Annotated in this window: 16 protein-coding genes and 1 pseudogene; 4 read left to right on the top strand and 13 right to left on the bottom strand. The window is 39.8% G+C overall.

Annotated elements, in window-relative coordinates; all coding sequences use genetic code 11:
* Positions 1–3 precede the first annotated feature (3 nt).
* Both ABRT01_RS05355 and rlmN read right to left on the bottom strand, forming a co-directional pair.
* Positions 4–1,215, bottom strand: coding sequence for a ParM/StbA family protein (locus ABRT01_RS05355; protein ID WP_269410666.1), 1,212 nt, complete (start codon positions 1,213–1,215; stop codon positions 4–6).
* A gap of 1,628 nt (positions 1,216–2,843) precedes the next feature.
* Positions 2,844–3,911 (bottom strand): dual-specificity RNA methyltransferase RlmN, encoded by a 1,068-nt coding sequence (rlmN, locus tag ABRT01_RS05350; RefSeq protein WP_269410667.1) that lies wholly within the window; start codon positions 3,909–3,911, stop codon positions 2,844–2,846.
* Between the two features lie 367 nt (positions 3,912–4,278).
* Between rlmN and ABRT01_RS05345 the strand changes: the two genes are divergently transcribed.
* The gene (locus ABRT01_RS05345; protein WP_367746482.1) at positions 4,279–5,289 is read left to right on the top strand and encodes an LLM class flavin-dependent oxidoreductase; all 1,011 of its coding nucleotides are present in this window, start codon (positions 4,279–4,281) and stop codon (positions 5,287–5,289) included.
* A 91-nt stretch (positions 5,290–5,380) separates the two neighbouring features.
* On the opposite strand, the gene ABRT01_RS05340 is transcribed toward ABRT01_RS05345, so the two are convergent.
* Genes ABRT01_RS05340 through ABRT01_RS05330 form a run of 3 tightly spaced genes read right to left on the bottom strand, consistent with a single transcriptional unit; the run spans position 5,381 to position 6,664 of the window.
* The gene (locus ABRT01_RS05340; RefSeq protein ID WP_367746481.1) at positions 5,381–5,695 is read right to left on the bottom strand and encodes a DMT family transporter; all 315 of its coding nucleotides are present in this window, start codon (positions 5,693–5,695) and stop codon (positions 5,381–5,383) included.
* Positions 5,695–6,036, bottom strand: coding sequence for a DMT family transporter (locus tag ABRT01_RS05335; RefSeq protein ID WP_367746480.1), 342 nt, complete (start codon positions 6,034–6,036; stop codon positions 5,695–5,697). The genes ABRT01_RS05340 and ABRT01_RS05335 overlap by 1 nt, the downstream gene beginning before the upstream one ends.
* A 49-nt stretch (positions 6,037–6,085) precedes the next feature.
* The gene (locus ABRT01_RS05330; RefSeq protein ID WP_367746479.1) at positions 6,086–6,664 is read right to left on the bottom strand and encodes a TetR/AcrR family transcriptional regulator; all 579 of its coding nucleotides are present in this window, start codon (positions 6,662–6,664) and stop codon (positions 6,086–6,088) included.
* 128 nt (positions 6,665–6,792) lie between these two features.
* Between ABRT01_RS05330 and ABRT01_RS05325 the strand changes: the two genes are divergently transcribed.
* Positions 6,793–7,263, top strand: coding sequence for a YndM family protein (locus ABRT01_RS05325; protein ID WP_269410671.1), 471 nt, complete (start codon positions 6,793–6,795; stop codon positions 7,261–7,263).
* A 71-nt stretch (positions 7,264–7,334) separates the two neighbouring features.
* Here ABRT01_RS05325 and wrbA read toward each other — a convergent pair whose 3' ends face one another.
* Complete coding sequence (gene wrbA / locus ABRT01_RS05320; RefSeq protein ID WP_269410672.1) at positions 7,335–7,946, bottom strand: NAD(P)H:quinone oxidoreductase; 612 nt, start codon at positions 7,944–7,946, stop codon at positions 7,335–7,337.
* A 433-nt stretch (positions 7,947–8,379) separates the two neighbouring features.
* On the opposite strand from wrbA, the gene ABRT01_RS05315 reads away from it, so the two are divergent.
* Together ABRT01_RS05315 and ABRT01_RS05310 are read left to right on the top strand one after the other, a co-directional pair.
* Positions 8,380–8,997, top strand: coding sequence for an NUDIX hydrolase (locus ABRT01_RS05315; protein WP_367746478.1), 618 nt, complete (start codon positions 8,380–8,382; stop codon positions 8,995–8,997).
* A gap of 200 nt (positions 8,998–9,197) precedes the next feature.
* The gene (locus tag ABRT01_RS05310; protein WP_269410674.1) at positions 9,198–9,998 is read left to right on the top strand and encodes an N-acetylmuramoyl-L-alanine amidase; all 801 of its coding nucleotides are present in this window, start codon (positions 9,198–9,200) and stop codon (positions 9,996–9,998) included.
* Between the two features lie 99 nt (positions 9,999–10,097).
* Here the strand turns inward: ABRT01_RS05310 and ABRT01_RS05305 are convergent.
* The 7 genes and pseudogenes from ABRT01_RS05305 to ABRT01_RS05275 form a co-directional block, all read right to left on the bottom strand.
* Positions 10,098–10,571, bottom strand: a pseudogene (locus ABRT01_RS05305) (SDR family NAD(P)-dependent oxidoreductase); the annotation flags it as partial.
* Positions 10,572–10,707: 136 nt separating this feature from the next.
* A complete protein-coding gene (locus tag ABRT01_RS05300; protein ID WP_367746475.1) occupies positions 10,708–11,106 on the bottom strand; it encodes a PaaI family thioesterase in 399 nt (132 codons plus the stop codon).
* Positions 11,107–11,195: 89 nt separating this feature from the next.
* A complete protein-coding gene (locus tag ABRT01_RS05295; protein WP_367746474.1) occupies positions 11,196–12,380 on the bottom strand; it encodes a thiolase family protein in 1,185 nt (394 codons plus the stop codon).
* 19 nt (positions 12,381–12,399) lie between these two features.
* Complete coding sequence (locus tag ABRT01_RS05290) at positions 12,400–13,548, bottom strand: acyl-CoA dehydrogenase family protein (protein ID WP_269410677.1); 1,149 nt, start codon at positions 13,546–13,548, stop codon at positions 12,400–12,402.
* 90 nt (positions 13,549–13,638) lie between these two features.
* The gene (locus ABRT01_RS05285) at positions 13,639–15,243 is read right to left on the bottom strand and encodes a long-chain-fatty-acid--CoA ligase (protein WP_367746473.1); all 1,605 of its coding nucleotides are present in this window, start codon (positions 15,241–15,243) and stop codon (positions 13,639–13,641) included.
* Between the two features lie 40 nt (positions 15,244–15,283).
* Positions 15,284–16,540 (bottom strand): MFS transporter, encoded by a 1,257-nt coding sequence (locus tag ABRT01_RS05280; protein WP_269410679.1) that lies wholly within the window; start codon positions 16,538–16,540, stop codon positions 15,284–15,286.
* A 36-nt stretch (positions 16,541–16,576) separates the two neighbouring features.
* Positions 16,577–17,725, bottom strand: coding sequence for an acyl-CoA dehydrogenase family protein (locus ABRT01_RS05275; RefSeq protein WP_367746472.1), 1,149 nt, complete (start codon positions 17,723–17,725; stop codon positions 16,577–16,579).
* Positions 17,726–17,756 lie beyond the last annotated feature (31 nt).

Below are 17,756 nucleotides of genomic sequence, written 5' to 3'. Positions count from 1 at the left end.
ACCCTATTTTTGTTTCGCTGCTACTTTTGTCTCTTCCTTAACAGCTTGTTTTGGTGCCTGGTTCTTTGCTTGATCTTGTGGCTGTGCTTGTTTACCGATAAATTGGGAAATCAGCTTGTAATAAGCATTCGCCATCATCCAGATACTTTCATTTTCATTCTCAAAAAACTCAATGTTAAATCCATCCAGCTTATTGTTTAATGCCTTCAGGTAATCCTTTAGCACCGCTGAACCGCCACCAACAAAATAGCAAATCTCAGACTGCGAATTTTTCGCCCAAGTATTTCTCAAGAAACGATATTCCTTTTTCGCCAATTCCAAAAGAATATGATCGGTAATATCATGTACACTTGTTCTGCTGCCCTTAACCATGATGTGATGCCGGTCATTTTTTCTGGTAATGATATCGACAACATCACGTCTGCTGTCCAATTCAACACCATGTTTCTTCCGGATTTCTTCACGAATGGATTCCAATGATTCTGCAACACCCAAGTTGAATCCTTGTGCCTTATCATCATCTACATTACGATTTCTAATTACTGCAATATCTGTGGAAAGTCCACCAATGTCTTGAATTAAAATTTGCTTGTCAATCAGATCTTTATTGATTACTTTTAAATCATTATCCATAATCAGGTTGACATATGCTGCAAACCCTTCAGGATAAACCTTTACTTCATCAAATTTAATATTTACTTTTTTTCCTTGGTATCGCGGTGTAACTAAAAATTCAACTTGATGTACCGATCCCAACAGTTGTGAACGATAACCAACGTCTTTACCTTCCTTTACCTCTCTTAGCGGCAATCCTGTACCTAATGTATAGCGTGCATCAATCACATTTTCTCTCGTTTCACTAAATTCACCACTGCTCACCGCATCAAGCGCAATGGATGCGAACAGCATAATCAGGGTTTGGTCCTCTTCTGATTTGCTGCTGCCCGGATCAAGTTCGAATGAATTATCCGTTTTTGTTGCCAGGTTCCCAACCCGGTAAATCGCATTATTTTCTTCCAAAGCAGGGGAGTGGATCCGAATATGTAAATTATCAACCGGATCTTTTTCATCCAATTCCTCGATACCGATAACAGGACGATCCTCCACATCATGTGCAATTACATTTGGGATATATAGTTCACTTTCCAATTTACCAAAATTGGCTTTGACTGCATCATTACCAACATCAACGGCTGCAATTCTTGATTTTGTCATAAGGTTAAATTCCCTCCTATTTAATCTATTACTCTTACAAGAATAATAGATTTACCAAAAATAATCAATCAGACTTTTATCATGTTTTCTTTAACGCTTGCATGCACACAATTTGCACACAGCTTTGTGCCAATATGTATACACTTTTGTATTCATGTAATCCCATTCGTAAACTTTTATGTTTTCATTTTTGCATACAAGAACACATTTTTTGTTCGCTTGTGTTCACAAAAGTAAACATGTATGCAATTAACGCAAACATAGATTTTGCAGACTTTAAGGTGGCGAAAATATATGAATATTATTTAGCTATCATAACAGGCAGGGTTATATTTTTTTTACATGCGACAAAAAAGGAATATATGACAGCAATTTTACTGTTTCTACAAATTCATACAAAAAACGCCCCAAGGTGACCCCGACACAAGAGAAAGAGAGAGTTTTGTTTTATCTGTAAAACTGTTCTTAGATTAAGATTTCATTAAATAAGATGGGGTCTAACTAACGTCAATATATTATTAAAGCAATGATCAATGTTTGACGTTATTTGTCGATTTATCTTTCACAATGAAAATCTCTATTTATTTGAGAGAAAACATCATTATAAGACTTTTTTTCTGTAATTACTTTTCAGCCAGTAACATGAATGTCGAATTAGTTCTTCCATTTCATTGTAAGTGGTAAAAATGATTGAGATTATCAAAAAAGGTAAGGTGATGTCATATAAAGTTGAAATGTGGAAGTTTTTATCACGAATGTATGTGTAGCATTCCGATACCTCTAACGGTGGCAAATGGAAACACAGATGTTGCGGAAAATGTCGTGGTTGATATTGGAATATATATGCAGCACATCACAGCCATATGGTATTTATTGATTAAACCACATCCTGTAGATGAAAACTAACCATCGGTGGGGAGATGAGGTGGTAAAGAACGCAGCGCCTTTATGTACTTCACCGGAACTAGTATGGCCTGCTTACCAATTCCTGATAAGTGAGGTTTTGCCTCTTGCAGAATTTTAGCTATTATTGTCTACCAAAATAAAATCAAATACTTGCTAAATATTTCAACCTCCGCAATATTTGACATATATTTCACCTGAACTGTTTAGGATGAGTAGAGTAGAGAAATAGAAGTGGACAAATTCAATGATGTTTCGACAACTAATATGATCTATCAATAACTTAAACACATACTAATTACTTATCATACCTTCAATAGGCTAAAACAAATCAGCTTGGCTATGAAGATCTATACTCTTACATGCTGACAAATGTTTTTCATATATCACGTCTGGACCAATCAAAGTTCCTGCCAGCGTAACGGGTTGTATTTGAATACAATGTCGTACACTGCATCACACCGGGTTGCAAACTTTCTTGTACACATGAAAACACATTTGTACACATAACGCAAACGAATTTGTGTACAAGAACACGAAAAGCGAATGCAAAAATACATTATTGTATATATGTATGCAATAATGTATTTAAATTCTTTTAACAAATAATATATCTTAAACAACTGCTTATTTACTGATCAATTAATTTGGAGACTTTATTGTAGACTAATTGGAGGGAATTGAATATATAAAGACGCATCTTGTTAAGATGCGTCTTTATATATTCAGCCAACATTTTTCTTTTTTATTTGCTTACTGCGCAACTGACCGCATGCGGCATCGATATCCGCACCATTTTCCCAGCGTACCCCACAGTTTATACCATGCTTCTTTAATGTTTCAAAGAAAGTTTGAATAGATTCCTTTTCACTACGTTGGTATTGGTTATGTTCATCAACTGGATTATAGGGTATCAGATTAACATATGTCAGATGGCGTTTATCCCGAAGTAATCTGGCAAGCTGTTCCGCCTCTTCTACATGATCATTTACATCCCGAAGCATGATGTATTCATACGTAATCCGGCGATTGACTTTATCCAAATAATAATCAACTGCTTTCATTAATTTTTCAATTGGGAAAGCCTTATTGATCTTCATTATTTTAGTCCGCAATTCATTATTCGGTGCATGTAGGGAAATGGCTAAATTCACTTGCAGACCGGTATCGGCAAACTCATATATTTTATGAGCTAGTCCACTGGTCGAAACAGTTATGTGTCTGGCACCAATGCAAAGTCCCTTATCATCGTTTACAACACGTAAAAAGTCAATCAAATTGGTGAAATTGTCAAATGGCTCCCCAATTCCCATCACGACAATATGACTGACCCGCTCGCCGTCACCTTGTTCATCAAGATGCTTTTGCACGTTCATGATCTGTTCCACAATTTCGCCGCTGGAAAGGTCGCGGTTTTTTCTTAGTAATCCACTAGCGCAAAATGTACAGCCAATATTACAGCCAACCTGCGTTGTAACACAGACCGATAATCCATAATTAAATCGCATTAACACTGTTTCAATTAAGTTACCGTCTTGTAATTTGAACAGGAACTTTTTCGTTCCATCTGCAGACTCCTGTCTAATCTCTTCTTCTAACGTATGGAGCACAAAATTTTCCTCTAATAATGCAATACAATCTTTATTGACGTTTTTCATCTCCGAGAACTGTGTCACACGCTTCTTATATAACCAATTCCACACCTGTTGGGCACGAAATTTCCGTTGTCCTTGCTCTACCAGCCAAGCGGTCAGCTGGTCATAGGTTAATCCGTAGATGGATGGTTTGCTCATTGTATACCCTCATTTCAATACTATGCGTATGTTACCAATACTATATTACTGAAAATACATAAATGGTGCAACCAGCCAAGCTGATCATAAGTTAGCATCAATCGATTTTGATGATATATCGACCTTGGAATCCGAACATCGACTGAATTTGTGGTATTATCGACCTTAGTGTGCGAACATCAACCTAACCGACAAAAACATCGACCACATAGCCTAAATATCAACCCAATTCATGAAAATATCAACCTTGGGAGTGAACATCAACCGATTCCGCGAAACTATAATCTTGGAGCAAGCATTATATTAGACCTCCCACATTGAAAGACGTATCATTTCTCGTAAGGAATTATTACAAGGAGTGAATCAAATGACTTCTAATAAAGCAAAAACTTTTCATCATATCCCACTATCTGTTTTGGATCTTTCCCCCATTAATGAGGGAAGCAACCCTGGTGAATCATTAGCCAATAGTACAGATTTAGCTCAGCATGTGGACAAATGGGGATTCAATCGTTATTGGCTGGCGGAACATCACAATATGCCCGGAATTGCCAGCTCTGCAACATCTGTATTAATTGGCCACATTGCCGGGGCAACAAATCGTATTCGCGTTGGATCCGGTGGCGTAATGCTGCCAAACCATGCATCATTGGTGATCGCTGAACAATTTGGCACCTTGGAAACACTCTATCCTGGACGTATTGACCTGGGTCTTGGACGGGCACCAGGCAGTGATCAGGCAACCGCCTTTGCATTAAGACGAACATTAAATATGAGTGTAGAGGACTTTCCTTTACAGGTTGAGGAATTGCAAGGATATTTCGCAGGAACTGAACGGGTTCATGCAGTTCCTGGTGAAGGATTGGATATTCCTATCTGGCTGCTTGGTTCCAGTGACTTTAGTGCACAGCTTTCTGCACATAAAGGATTGCCATTCTCGTTTGCCAGTCACTTTTCACCGAATTACACCATTCCAGCGTTACATTTATACAGGGAGCGGTTCCAACCATCGAAGTCGCTTGAAAAGCCTTATGCTATGCTAGGTGTCAATGTTATTGCTGCAGATACGGATGAAGAAGCACAATATTTAGCAACGTCCCATCAGCAACAGTTTTTAAATATCCGCAATGGACGCCCGGCGAAATTACAACCGCCAATTGAAGATACAAAAAACGCTTGGTCAGAAATGGAACAGGCGGCGGTTGCAAGTTCCATGGAATCACCTGCTACCATTGTTGGCGGGCCGGAGACTGTGAAACGTGGTCTGGAAAGCTTTTTGGAACAGACCAAAGCCGATGAGTTCATTATCAGTTCGCAAATTTTTGACCATCAAGCCCGTTTGCATTCGTATGAAGTTATCAGTGACTTAATGGATTAAACCTCTTATCATAAGCTTGGACATCAATGATATACTTCCTTAACCGAAGAAAAAAGGCATGATTTTTCAATATATCATGCTTTTTTCTATTTCAAGATAATGCCTTTAGTCCAACAACGCCAATAATGATCACTATTAAACTCAACATCCGAAAGTAACTTTTCGATTCCCCGAAAAATATCATATTTAAAAGCACCGCTCCTGCTGTACCGATGCCAATGAAGACGGCATAGGCAACACTAATCTGCAAATATAAAAACGCCATGTATAAAAATGCAAATGACCCGCCAAGGCCACCCAGGTAAATAACCCCATTTTTCACTGTCCTTGCATGACTAAACAGCTTCAGTCCCAGCACGCCAATCACTTCAAACACTGCCGCCAAAAATATATACATCCAACCCATTAGTTTGTTGCTCCTTCTGTTTGTTGTTCATCGGAAAGTTTTAAGCCAACGACACCGGTAACGATAACTATCATAAACAAGATTTTTCCAGTGGTTAACTGCCGGTCAAAGAGAAATACATCCATCAGTGCTGTTCCAACTGTACCTGCAGCAGCAAAAATAGCGTATACCGTACCTGTAGGAAGATTTTCACACGCCTTGGCAAGAAAGTGCAAATCAAATGGAATTACACACAAGATTAATACCCAGTGCCACCACTCTGATGCAGTGTTAAATCCATACACCCACACTAATTCAAACAAACTTGTTAATACAACATATATCCATGATTTATTCAACATGTTCACTCCATTCATGACTGACAATCAGTCACTATAAACTTAAAAAACACTAGTCACGCAGACCCAGCGCATATTCTGCAAACATTAATACAGCTTTCTTTTTCATATCAATGGTTTCATCGTCCATTTGTGAATACAAAAAGCATTGTTCTGCAGTTGATTCAATCAATCCAATGAGTACTTCTGCGGTTCGCTGAATATCAAGTGCTTCCCGAATTGCTCCATCCGCTTTAGCCTGCATTAAAAAGTCACGCATCCACCAATAATATGGTTCATATATGGCTTCCCATTCCTTCAGATAATCTGTTGCTGCCAGCCCGGAATAGATCAAAGCAAAAATTTCCCGATACTCATCTGTTATTGCAAATACTACGTCAACCACTGTTTCGAGTTGTTTAGAAAAGGGAAGATTCTCATCCACATTTTCTTTTATCTGAACAAGTGTTTTCTCCATCATCTCTTCAGCTATTGACGGCATTACGGCAAACTTGGAAGAAAAGTATAAGTAAAATGTCCCTTGTGCAATACCAGCATCTTTGACAATATCAGATATTTTTGTTTTTTCAATGCCTTTTTCCCGAAAAACATGAATTGCGGATTGAATGATGCGATCTTTTTTATCCTCCACAAAATCCCTCCGTAACTGACTGATTATCATTCATTTTATCGACTTCATTTTAACCTGTCAATGAATAATATTTACTACCGGATTGTCAAATACTAAAACAAAACCAAAGACAAGAGAGGTGTACAATCATGCAACATCTGAAAGCATTAGGACTTAAATTTTTGGCCATAGCGTTTACCATATATACCATCTTCGGCATCTTTTCCGGTGCGGGGTGGGTAAACTTATTTTGGATTAGCCTATTCGTTACAGCCATTTCTTATCTGATTGGTGATATGATCATATTGAGACAGTTTGGCAATATTACCGCGACTATCGCTGACTTTGCCTTAACCTTCTTTTCGTTATTTATTCTGGGAGGCCTATTTCTCAATGCCAATATCCCAATCATTACGACCTCGATCCTATCAGCCTTTTTTATAACTTGTTGTGAACCATTCATCCACGGTTTTATTGTTAACCATTTTTCCCCTGATGAATATGAACGAAAAGACTGGCGAACGATGAACCAGCTGCAAACGGAATTCGCTGAGGAAACAAATGAACATACCTTAAGAGTTGAAAAAGAAAAGGACGATAAAAAGGACCGGGATAGATGATTATCCAGGATTTTTTACAACTAAAAATGGCTAACCGAAAATGATTCCGGTTAGCCATTTATGATTATTACTTATTTATTTCCCGCTTTAATCCGGCTAGCAATATCAACAGTCCGTTTTGCTTGTACTTCCACTGCTGGTTGTACATTGTTGACAATATTTCCTTCCGCATCAACGGTGGCACTTGCGCCATATGGATTTCCGCCGGTTGTGAACAATACAGGGTCAGTGTATCCTGGTGCAGCAATAATCGCGCCCCAGTGCATAAAGGAAGTATAAAGAGAGAGAATACTTGCTTCCTGACCACCGTGATCATTTTGGGCAGAAGACATTGCACTAACGACCTTATTTACTAATGCACCACTCGCCCATAGTCCGCCTTGCATATCAAGGAATTGCTTCATTTGCGAGGCAATGCCGCCAAATCGTGTAGCTGTACTAAAGATGATGGCATCTGCCCATTGCAAATCATCAGAGGTTGCCTCCTGGATATCTGCTGTTGCTTCATGATTGGCCTTCCAAGCTGGATTGGATGCAATTGCTGCTTCTGGAGCCAATTCCGTAACTTTCAACAGACGTACTTCGGCACCGGCTTTTGTTGCGGCATCTTCAGCCCATTTCGCCATTTTATAGTTTGTTCCAGTTGAACTGTAATAGATAATTGCTAATTTAACATTTTCCATCTTGTTTGTTGTCTCCTTCTTGGTTGAATGATTTCAAAATAATTTTTCCAAAAATCCAATGGTTTAAGTCTCCTTAAGCCACATCAGATTGAAATAAGTATCCATCACAAGGATGCATATTTATGTGTGTCCATAAAGTGAAACTTAAAATACTCCTGTACTTCGTTTTGTCTATTCTTTGCAAAAACCTCCTTTATTATTTACTTTTCTATATCAAAACGAAATTACAATACGTATTTTTATCAAGTTAGTTACTTTATGTAAGTATTATACATAAACATTACAATTGTGTCAAGTAAGTTTGTTATTATATGTAACCTTAGTGCATTACATTATCAAAATACAGATCAAACACGAAATTGTATGTCTATCCATTAATGATATCTAACAATTTCTAGTATAATGAACATAAATGATCATGGGGGTATGAAAAATGAACCTAACAGACATTATCGCAAAGCTAAACGGTCGAAAACCTACCATTCTTGGTTATGATAATTTTCACAAACACGCCATCCTGCTGCCGTTAATCGAGAAAAACAATGAAGTCCATATACTATTTGAGGTAAGGTCCATGAAACTGCGCAGCCAGCCCGGGGATATTTGTTTTCCGGGCGGCAAAATTGACCCGACCGATCCTGATCCTGAGTATTGTGCGATTCGCGAAACGACGGAAGAACTAGGGATATCGAAAACATCGATTGAGAATATCAGTCCGCTTGATTACATTGTTGCGGATAACGGACGGATGATTTTCCCGTTTACAGGTACGATCAAAAACGCTGAACAAATAAACCCAAGTCAAGCAGAAGTTGGAGAAATTTTCACCGTACCTTTATCCTATTTCCTTCAGGTAAAACCCGAGATATATAAAGTCTATTTTAAAGTAATACCAGCGGATGATTTTCCATTTGATTTAATTGTTGGGGGAGAAGATTATAATTGGCAGGTACGTCATAAGGATGAGCTCTTTTACCAATATAACGGTAAAGTGATTTGGGGTTTGACCGCCAGAATATTATACCACTTCCTACATTTAATAGACTCCTAATAAGCAGCTAATTCAATATTAGCTGCTCTTTTTTGCACTTTTTCTTAAACACGCCCCTTTCTCTCTTATTCATTCGTTAATAGTAGTGAATAGGCGATGACAATCATGGAAATTGGCAATTAAAAAGACGTCTGTCCAATTGCCATTTTTCCAACTGTCATACGCTATTATTGAAAAAAGAAAGAATGGGGGATATTTAAATGAAACTTTATTTGGATCCTGGTCATGGCGGCAATGATCCGGGTGCACAGGGAAAAGAACTAAAGGAAAAAGATGTTACGCTTGCTATAGCAAAGCACATCCATTCCATTTTAACGCAAGACTATGAAAATGTCAGCGTGAAAATGAGTCGAACCAGCGATAAGACTGTCAGTTTAACCCAACGCACCGATGAGGCGAATAACTGGGGAGCTGACTACTTTTTGTCGATTCACTGTAATTCGTTTAATGGTTCTGCCAAAGGATATGAGGATTATATTCATAGCAGCCTTTCCAGTTCATCCAAAACTGCTGCCTATCAGAATACCATCCATAAAGAAGTCGTCAAGAAAAACCAGTTAAATGATCGGGGTAAAAAGAAGGCTGACTATCATGTATTGCGAGAATCGAAAATGCCAGCACTTTTGACGGAAAACGGATTTATTGACAATTCCCATGATGCTGCATTGATGAAACAGGATGCATGGTGCAAAAAGGTAGCCCAGGGACACGTAAACGGGCTGGCAAAAACTTTTGATCTAAAAAAAAAGAAGGGTAGCTCCAAAACTATTTATCGGGTCATTGCCGGTTCCTTCACTTCTAAAGCAAACGCCAAAAAGCGTGCAGATATGCTGAAAAAGAAAGATATCGATGCATTTGTTGATACGATAATGATTTCCGGTAAGCAATGGTATCGCGTACAGGCAGGGGCATTTTCTGATCAGAAGCATGCGGAAAAACAGTTGAAAAAGGTGATTGATGCTGGTGTGAAAGATGCTTTTATCGCGAAAGAAAACCGGTAGACTGCAAGAACAGGCAATCCAAATGTTTGTATTTGCGATTGCCTAATTTATTTCTCTCTTCATTAATTTAGTTTCGCCAAGGCAACTATATTGCGAATATGAAGTTGAATAGTTTGCCTGCCCTCTGTTTCCCAGTGCCGAAGTGGAAGAAATATTAATGATACGTCCGAACCTATTTTTCACCATATATTTTTGCGCAGCACGTGTAGCGTTAAAAGAGCCTTTTAAATGGACGTCCATCACTTGCTGCCAGTCCTCATTGGTCATTTTAAACAACATATTATCCCGAATAACACCTGCATTATTGACCAGAATATCCAGTGAGCCAAATCTTTCTACCACTTCATCCATCGCTGTCTCTACTTCTTCGGAATGAACAATATTGACATTCTTTGTGTAATAGTCGTAACCGTTGTCTTCGAAAACATCGGCCGCCTCTTGTAACGCTTCGGCATTAATATCAACAATTGCTACTTTAGCACCTTCTTCAGCGAACCATTCTGTAATTCCTCTTCCAATACCTCGACTCCCGCCAGTGACAAATGCTACTTTTCCTTTAAATCTGTTTGTCATTATGAATTCCTCCCACCAATTAAGTATTGAACCTTCTTATTCTTTCTCGATCGGCTCAGCTTGAATATCACGCGTTTTCCCTAGTTTCAATTCAAATCTTCTATCGTTGTAGCATTCCCAGCTACCTATTATCGCGCTATTCCCTAATTAGCTTAAATGTTCCAGTGCCCTTTGCGAGCATCTCACCCTGCTCATCCAGTATTTCCCCTTCTGCTGTAACAGTACGATAACCCTGTTGAAGTATTCTTCCTTGGGCAAATAGGCTTCCACTATCGGCTGGAGCAAAGTAATTTACATTTAAGTTCATGGTGATACAACGGGTTCTGGTCGTTGATCGTATAACCATTCCCAGCACAAAATCAATCATGCTGGCATGCACACCTCCATGCAGTATCTGGTTTGCATTTAAAAGCTGCCTGGTAACAGGTAATTTTAAGCGAACATCCCCTTCTTGAAAATGGGTGATTTCAAAACCTAGATGGTAGAAAAACGGGCTTGTTTCAAAACTTTTTCGTACCTCTTCCAGCTGTTGCATCGTAAATAATCCTCCGATCTTTCTTCAATGGTTATAAGAAACTTCCCATTCGACAATATACGACAAAACCTGGGAAGTAACAGGCACCATTAAATACGCTCCATCATCACAGCCATACCCTGACCGCCACCTGCACACAATGTGGCAATACCAAGCTCATTCCCACGTTTGGTCATTTCGTGTAGTAAAGTAGTGATAATTCTAGCACCGCTCGCTCCTACTGGATGCCCTAAAGCAATCGCCCCTCCATTTACATTCACAATTTCAGGATCGAGTGATAACTCACGTATGACTGCCAGAGATTGCGATGCAAAGGCTTCATTCAGCTCGATTAAATCAATATCTTTCACTTGTTTGGATGTTCGGTTTAATAACTTTTTAACAGCTGGAACAGGGCCAATCCCCATCACTTCCGGAGAAACACCGGCAGTTGCCCAATCGACGACCCGGGCTAACGGTTTGAGCCCCATCTTTTTCGCCTGCGATTCTTTCATCATAACCATTGCCGTAGCGCCATCATTACGGCCGCACGCATTTCCAGCCGTCACAGTGCCATTTTCTTTAAACGCAGGCCGCAATTTTGCAAGCTTCTCCATCGTTGTTCCCGGTCGCGGATGTTCATCCTGCTCTACGATTCGTGTTTGCTTTTTCTCTTTTACTTCTACTGGGACAATTTCATCTTTGAACGTTCCCTTTTCGATTGCTCTTGCTGCCCGCCTTTGACTTTCTACCGCAAAAGCGTCCTGGTCTTCTCTTGATATATCATATCTTTCAGCGAGGTTTTCCGCTGTCATCCCCATACCTAAATTTTTCCCATACATTTCAATGGGTTGCTGACCGGCCTCTGTATTAGCATCAACCAGTGTTGGATGGTCTCCACCGAAACGGGCATTTCGCAAATAAAAAGGTGATCGGCTCATGCTTTCGGTTCCACCTGTCACAAGTACATCAGCTTGTTCAGAGTAAATTTGTTGCACCCCCGAAGCGAGCGCTTGCATTCCTGAGGCACACAGTCGATTAATCGTAAAAGCAGGAGAAGATTCCGGTATACCTGATCGTAATGCTGCGACTCTTGCAACATTCGAGGATTCTGTGGTTTGGCGGACTTCTCCCATAATCGTTTCATCCACTTGTTCCGGTTTGATGCCTGCTTTTCTGATCGCTCCTTCTATCGCAATGGAAGCCAAATGCCCGGAACTAATATCTTTCAAGGAGCCACCATATCTTCCTATTGGTGTTCTGGCGGCACTGACAATAACAATATTTTCGTTCATCGCTATCCCCCCAATTTGTTTAGCTATATTCCTTTTTCAACTGCCCGGCAATAATGTTCTTCTGAATTTCCGATGTTCCTTCATATATCCTGGTAATCCTTGCGTCACGGAAGAAACGTTCAATTGGGAAATCTGCAATGTAGCCAATTCCCCCATGAACCTGAACCGCCTTATCTGCCACCCTGTTATATACTTCTGATCCGTACAGTTTTAACATAGATGCTTCTTTAATTACTTTCTCCCCGTCATCAACCATCGAAGCAATCCGATAAGTAAAAGCACGTAAAGCTTCTGTTTCCATGGCCATCTCCGCTACCATATGCGCGACTGCTTGATGCTCAATTATTGGAGTACCAAATTGCTCTCGTTCCTGTACATATTGCATGGATAAATCCAATAATTTTTGACATGATCCCAGATTCCTGGCTGCCAATCCCGCACGACCATTAGCTAAAATTTTTAATGCGTTAACATATCCTTTTCCTTCTTCGCCTAAAACATTTTCAACAGGAACCTCGCAATCTTCTAAAATAAGTTCCGCAGACTGCGAGCCTTTTAACCCCATCTTCGGTTCAATGGCGCCAACTTGAAAACCGGGAAAATCCTTTTCAACAATAAATGATGTAATCCCCTTTGCCCCTTTATCAGGATCGGTAACAGCCATTACGGTGAAAATATCCGCATCTGTTGCATTCGTAATATAATGCTTTGTCCCATTTAAAATATATTTATCTCCCTTCTTAACCGCTGTTGTTTTTAAATTACTGGCATTTGACCCGGCACTTGGTTCTGTTAGTGCAAAGGCTCCAATTTTCTCACCAGTGGCAAGCGAAGGTAAATACTTGCTTTTTTGCTCCTCATTACCCAGTTCGACAATACCGACCGTTCCAATTCCGGTGTGTGCTCCAATGAGTGTCGTATAGCCATTGTGTGTTGCACCGATTTCTTCGTATAGCGCACATTTACCAACCATTCCAATTCCCAGGCCACCATACACTTCAGGAATACTTAAACCGAAAAGTCCCATCTCTTTTGACAGCTCAAGAATACGCTCCGGAATCCGGTTCTCTTTTTCAATGTCCATCGCAACCGCTTCCACTTCTGTTTGCACAAAATCGCGTACATTTTTCTTCAAGAAAGCAATATCTTCGTCTAAATGAAAATTCATGTTTTCCTCTCCTTTTTGTGCCGGGTACACATATTACGCATAATTGTTCAAACCCCAGGCAATTAAATAAAAAATAGATTATTTTTCCCATTAACTTTTTTCAGACTCAATCAGTTTTCGTTTTAAAATCTTTCCAACAGTGTTCCGAGGAAGTGATTCTCTTAGTTCAAATTGCTTTGGAACTTTATACGGTGTTAAGTTTCGGTAACAAAATCCTTTTAATTCCTCTACATCAATAGAATATTCTTCTTTTGGGACGATATAAGCTTTCACAATCTCACCTTTTTCGGGATTGGGTATCCCTGCGACTGCCGCTTCCTTCACATAAGGATGCTGATATAAAACACCCTCAATCTCTTGCGGGTAAATATTGAATCCGCCTGTAATTACCATTTCTTTTTTTCGGCCTACAATGTAGAAATAACCATCTTCATCCTGCATAGCTAAATCGCCAGTATGCATCCAGCCGTTTTGCAATGCACGATTTGTCTCCGTTTCATTATTCCAATAACCTTTCATAACTTGTGGGCCTTTGACAACCAATTCGCCAACCTCATACAGTCCAAGCTCATTTTGGTTGTTATCGATAATTTTACTATCTGTTTCAGGAACGGGAATCCCTACACTACCCGGTTTCACCTCTCCATTAACCGGGGTTCGATGCGTCGTTGGAGAGGTTTCAGACATACCAAAGCCCTCTGATATTTTCGATCCTGTTAGCTTTTCAAATTTATTCAGTATTTCTACAGGCAGTGGAGCTGAGCCACATGAGCAAACTCGAAAACAATCTAACCCATACTTCTCTGCATCCGGGTAATTAACAAAAGCGATATACATTTGCGGAACTCCCGGAAACACCGTGGGCTGGTGTTTTTTGATCAGGGGCATCACTTCATCCACCTTAAATTTAGTAACTAACAGTATATTGGCGCCCATAAAAATCCCTAAATTCATAGCACCTGTCATTGCATACACATGGTATAACGGTGTAGCAGCAAGAACAGTATCTTGACTCGCAGAAAGATTTTCCCTGTACATGATAAAACTTTGAATCACATTTGTTACCAGATTTTTATGAGTCAGCATAGCTCCTTTCATTTTCCCTGTTGTACCCCCTGTATATTGAATAACCGCGACATCATCTTCCGCATTAATAGCAACAGGGGTATTCAACTTCTCACCAGTTTCTGTCAGCGCTTTCAATTGGTGGGTTTGCTTATCTAATTCCAATTCTGCTAATTGTGATGTAACGATCGTTTGAAATGGATAAATATCCTTAACCGCCTGAACAGTCTCTATCGATTTGGGATCAGCCAAAATATAGGTTAACTGTACATCTGTTACGATTTGCAAAAGCTCTCTAGCTGTATAAGATGGATTGATTTGCACAACGATTAACCCTAATGCGTGGGCTGCATAATAAGACACAATATAATCAGGATGGTTTTGAATCATCAAACCTATCCTTTCGCCCTGTTTAAATCCCATCCGTCCCCAGTTCCCAGCCAAATGGTCAATCTTGTTTTTTAGTTCTTCATAAGTTATTGTCTTTTCCCGAAAAGTAATTGCTGTACGTGTCGCATACTTTTTTGCGCTTGTATTAAAAAATTCATAAAGAGAGATATTATTGGATCCGGCATCCTGTAATGAAAGTGTATAATATTTTTCCCAGGGTCGCTCTTTTGCTTCGTTCATTAAATCTCCTCCCTTTCTATGAGGTTCAAGTTTATCCTATTTAAACCGAATGAGCTTCCGAAGAGATATTATCAACTCTTCCCGGCCTTACGAATAACAAGAACAAGGTTGCAAAAATGAATACAATAGCAGCCATAAATAACACAGAATAATTGTAACCAAGCATCTTATTCGCCCCGGAAAGACTAATGATAAATCCAGTAATCATAGGACCGACAATACCTGCAAGATTTCCCGAGGAGGTTAAAATACTGGTCATTAGTCCTCCTCTTTCAGGCATTTCATTGATCATGATGGTTGGGCCAATAGGTATAATAGAGTATGTTAACCCTTTCCCTAAACTCATTGCAATAATGACCCAGATTGGATTCTGAACAATCATTAGAGATGCCATAATCACTGCCCCGACGATCATTGCGATACCGATAACATATACCCTGGAGATACGCCAGTTATTATTCTTCTTAAACAAACGATCGGACAGCACGGAAACCCCCATATATATGGCTACAGAAATAATGCCAATGATCATGACTACAACCCCCATTTGTGCTGAAGGCATCTCGATAACTTCCTCAAGATAAATCGGCAGCCATACGGAAAACCATACAATCAAGATATAAGTCGAGAAATAGGCTAGTGTCGTAAATAAGGCAGAGGGCGAAACAAGTAATTTTCCAAAATCCTTAAGTTTTATTTTTTCTAGTTTTTCCTTCTTTTTCTTCTGTACATTTTTATATGCTTCAACCGGACTCTCCTTCGTAAAAAATTGAAAAATTATCGCCCATACCAAACTCGCCAAACCTAACGTAGCAAATGCAATCTTCCAACCAAACATGGTGATCAAAGCGACCAGAACCGGAGCAATAATCATCGCTCCTACCGTTCCTCCAGAAACAATGACAGAATTGGCAAAACCACGTAATTTTGGAGGAAACCATTTATGGGCATGGCTATACGCAATCGGGCTGTATGGTCCTTCGAAAGTTCCCAATAGTATCCGATAAACAACTAATAGCGGTAAAGCTGTAACCGCCAAAACTCCAAATTGTAAGACCGACCAAATAACCATTAAACCAACTAATACTCTTTTGGCTCCTATTTTATCTGCCCAGGCAGCACCAAAAATTCCGGTAACAGGATAGAGCCAATAATAACTACTGCCCACTAATCCCCATTCCGTATAAGACAAATCCAGTTCATTCATAATTGGGACAGCAGCAAGGCCAACGATTGATTTATCAGCAAAGTTTAGAATCGCTCCGAAGAATAGTAGAATAAGAACAATCCAGCGCATACACTCCCTCTTTTCTTCTATTAATTTGCTACCTGTTTAGTTTTCTTCAAGTACCTTCCTTGCAATAACTAACCGTTGAACCTCACTTGTTCCTTCATAAATTTTCGTAATCCGGGCATCGCGATAAAACCGCTCCACAGCATATTCGTTTATGTATCCGATCCCGCCATGAATTTGCAGCGCCTTATCTGCCACTTTATTAAAAACCTCTGACGCATAAAGTTTTGCCATAGATGCTTCTTTGATAACCTTTTTCCCTTCATCTACCTTTTCTGCAGCCATCATTGTTAAAGTACGTGCAGCTTCGGTTTCGGTAGCCATATCCGCCAACATCCATTGAATACCTTGATTGTCTGCAATTGGCTTGCCAAACTGAACACGCTCTTTCGCATAACTGGCAGATAGCTCAATTAACTTTTCACAGGATCCGACCGCTCTGGCTGCCAAACCGATTCGGCCCTCTCCAAGAATTTTTAGTGCATTGATATATCCCATCCCTACTTCACCAATGACATTCTCTTCCGGTACCATACAATCCTCGAGGATAACCTGAGCAGTGTAAGAGCCTCGCAACCCCATTTTTTTGTCCGTTTTCCCAATATGTAGCCCCGGAAAGTCCTTTTCGATAAAAAATGCCGTAATACCGCCTTTTGCCCTCTTTTCTTTATCGGTTAGAGCAAATACAGTGAAAACGTCGGCGATTGGAGCATTTGTTATAAAATGCTTCATGCCGTTGACCACCCAATGATCTCCGCTTTTTTCTGCTTGAGTGGAGAGATTCGTAGCGTCAGACCCTGCACCTGGTTCGGAAAGTGCAAACGATGCGATTTTATTCCCGGCAGCCATCTCCGGTAAATATTTCTGCTTTAAATAGTCGGAACCAAGTTTGACTAATCCTGTGCTGCCAATTCCGGTATGAGCACTGATTAATGAAACCAGTCCGTTATGTGCTCTTCCCAATTGTTCCAGGACTATTGCCTTTTCCACCGTATTTAAACCAATTCCGCCATATACTTCGGGAATGCTCATACCGAACAAACCCAATTCCTTCATTTCATCTACCAAATGCGGTGGGATTTCATCTTGATCTTCTATTTGTTGACTATATGGTTCTACCTCCTTATCTACAAAGTTTTTTATCATGGTTTTCATCTGTTGCATTTCGTCTGTCATCACAGTCGACATCGCTATTCCACCCCTTACTTGATCTTCTTTC

The sequence above is a fragment of the Lentibacillus sp. L22 genome, from assembly GCF_040812445.1.
Lineage (GTDB): Bacteria > Bacillota > Bacilli > Bacillales > Amphibacillaceae > Lentibacillus_C > Lentibacillus_C daqui.
Note: the sequence above shows the minus strand (reverse complement) of the source record. Positions and strands in the feature narration are given on the sequence as shown.

What these genes read in the sequence shown, in the direction of transcription:
- ABRT01_RS05290 (WP_269410677.1), bottom strand. Translation starts at nt 13,548, where the DNA reads ATGAATTTTCATTTAGACGAAGATATTGCTTTCTTGAAGAAAAATGTA.
- ABRT01_RS05355 (WP_269410666.1), bottom strand. Translation starts at nt 1,215, where the DNA reads ATGACAAAATCAAGAATTGCAGCCGTTGATGTTGGTAATGATGCAGTC.
- ABRT01_RS05300 (WP_367746475.1), bottom strand. Translation starts at nt 11,106, where the DNA reads ATGCAACAGCTGGAAGAGGTACGAAAAAGTTTTGAAACAAGCCCGTTT.
- rlmN (WP_269410667.1), bottom strand. Translation starts at nt 3,911, where the DNA reads ATGAGCAAACCATCCATCTACGGATTAACCTATGACCAGCTGACCGCT.
- ABRT01_RS05280 (WP_269410679.1), bottom strand. Translation starts at nt 16,540, where the DNA reads ATGCGCTGGATTGTTCTTATTCTACTATTCTTCGGAGCGATTCTAAAC.
- ABRT01_RS05325 (WP_269410671.1), top strand. Translation starts at nt 6,793, where the DNA reads ATGCAACATCTGAAAGCATTAGGACTTAAATTTTTGGCCATAGCGTTT.
- ABRT01_RS05275 (WP_367746472.1), bottom strand. Translation starts at nt 17,725, where the DNA reads ATGTCGACTGTGATGACAGACGAAATGCAACAGATGAAAACCATGATA.
- ABRT01_RS05285 (WP_367746473.1), bottom strand. Translation starts at nt 15,243, where the DNA reads ATGAACGAAGCAAAAGAGCGACCCTGGGAAAAATATTATACACTTTCA.
- ABRT01_RS05295 (WP_367746474.1), bottom strand. Translation starts at nt 12,380, where the DNA reads ATGAACGAAAATATTGTTATTGTCAGTGCCGCCAGAACACCAATAGGA.
- ABRT01_RS05345 (WP_367746482.1), top strand. Translation starts at nt 4,279, where the DNA reads ATGACTTCTAATAAAGCAAAAACTTTTCATCATATCCCACTATCTGTT.
- ABRT01_RS05335 (WP_367746480.1), bottom strand. Translation starts at nt 6,036, where the DNA reads ATGTTGAATAAATCATGGATATATGTTGTATTAACAAGTTTGTTTGAA.
- wrbA (WP_269410672.1), bottom strand. Translation starts at nt 7,946, where the DNA reads ATGGAAAATGTTAAATTAGCAATTATCTATTACAGTTCAACTGGAACA.
- ABRT01_RS05315 (WP_367746478.1), top strand. Translation starts at nt 8,380, where the DNA reads ATGAACCTAACAGACATTATCGCAAAGCTAAACGGTCGAAAACCTACC.
- ABRT01_RS05340 (WP_367746481.1), bottom strand. Translation starts at nt 5,695, where the DNA reads ATGGGTTGGATGTATATATTTTTGGCGGCAGTGTTTGAAGTGATTGGC.
- ABRT01_RS05310 (WP_269410674.1), top strand. Translation starts at nt 9,198, where the DNA reads ATGAAACTTTATTTGGATCCTGGTCATGGCGGCAATGATCCGGGTGCA.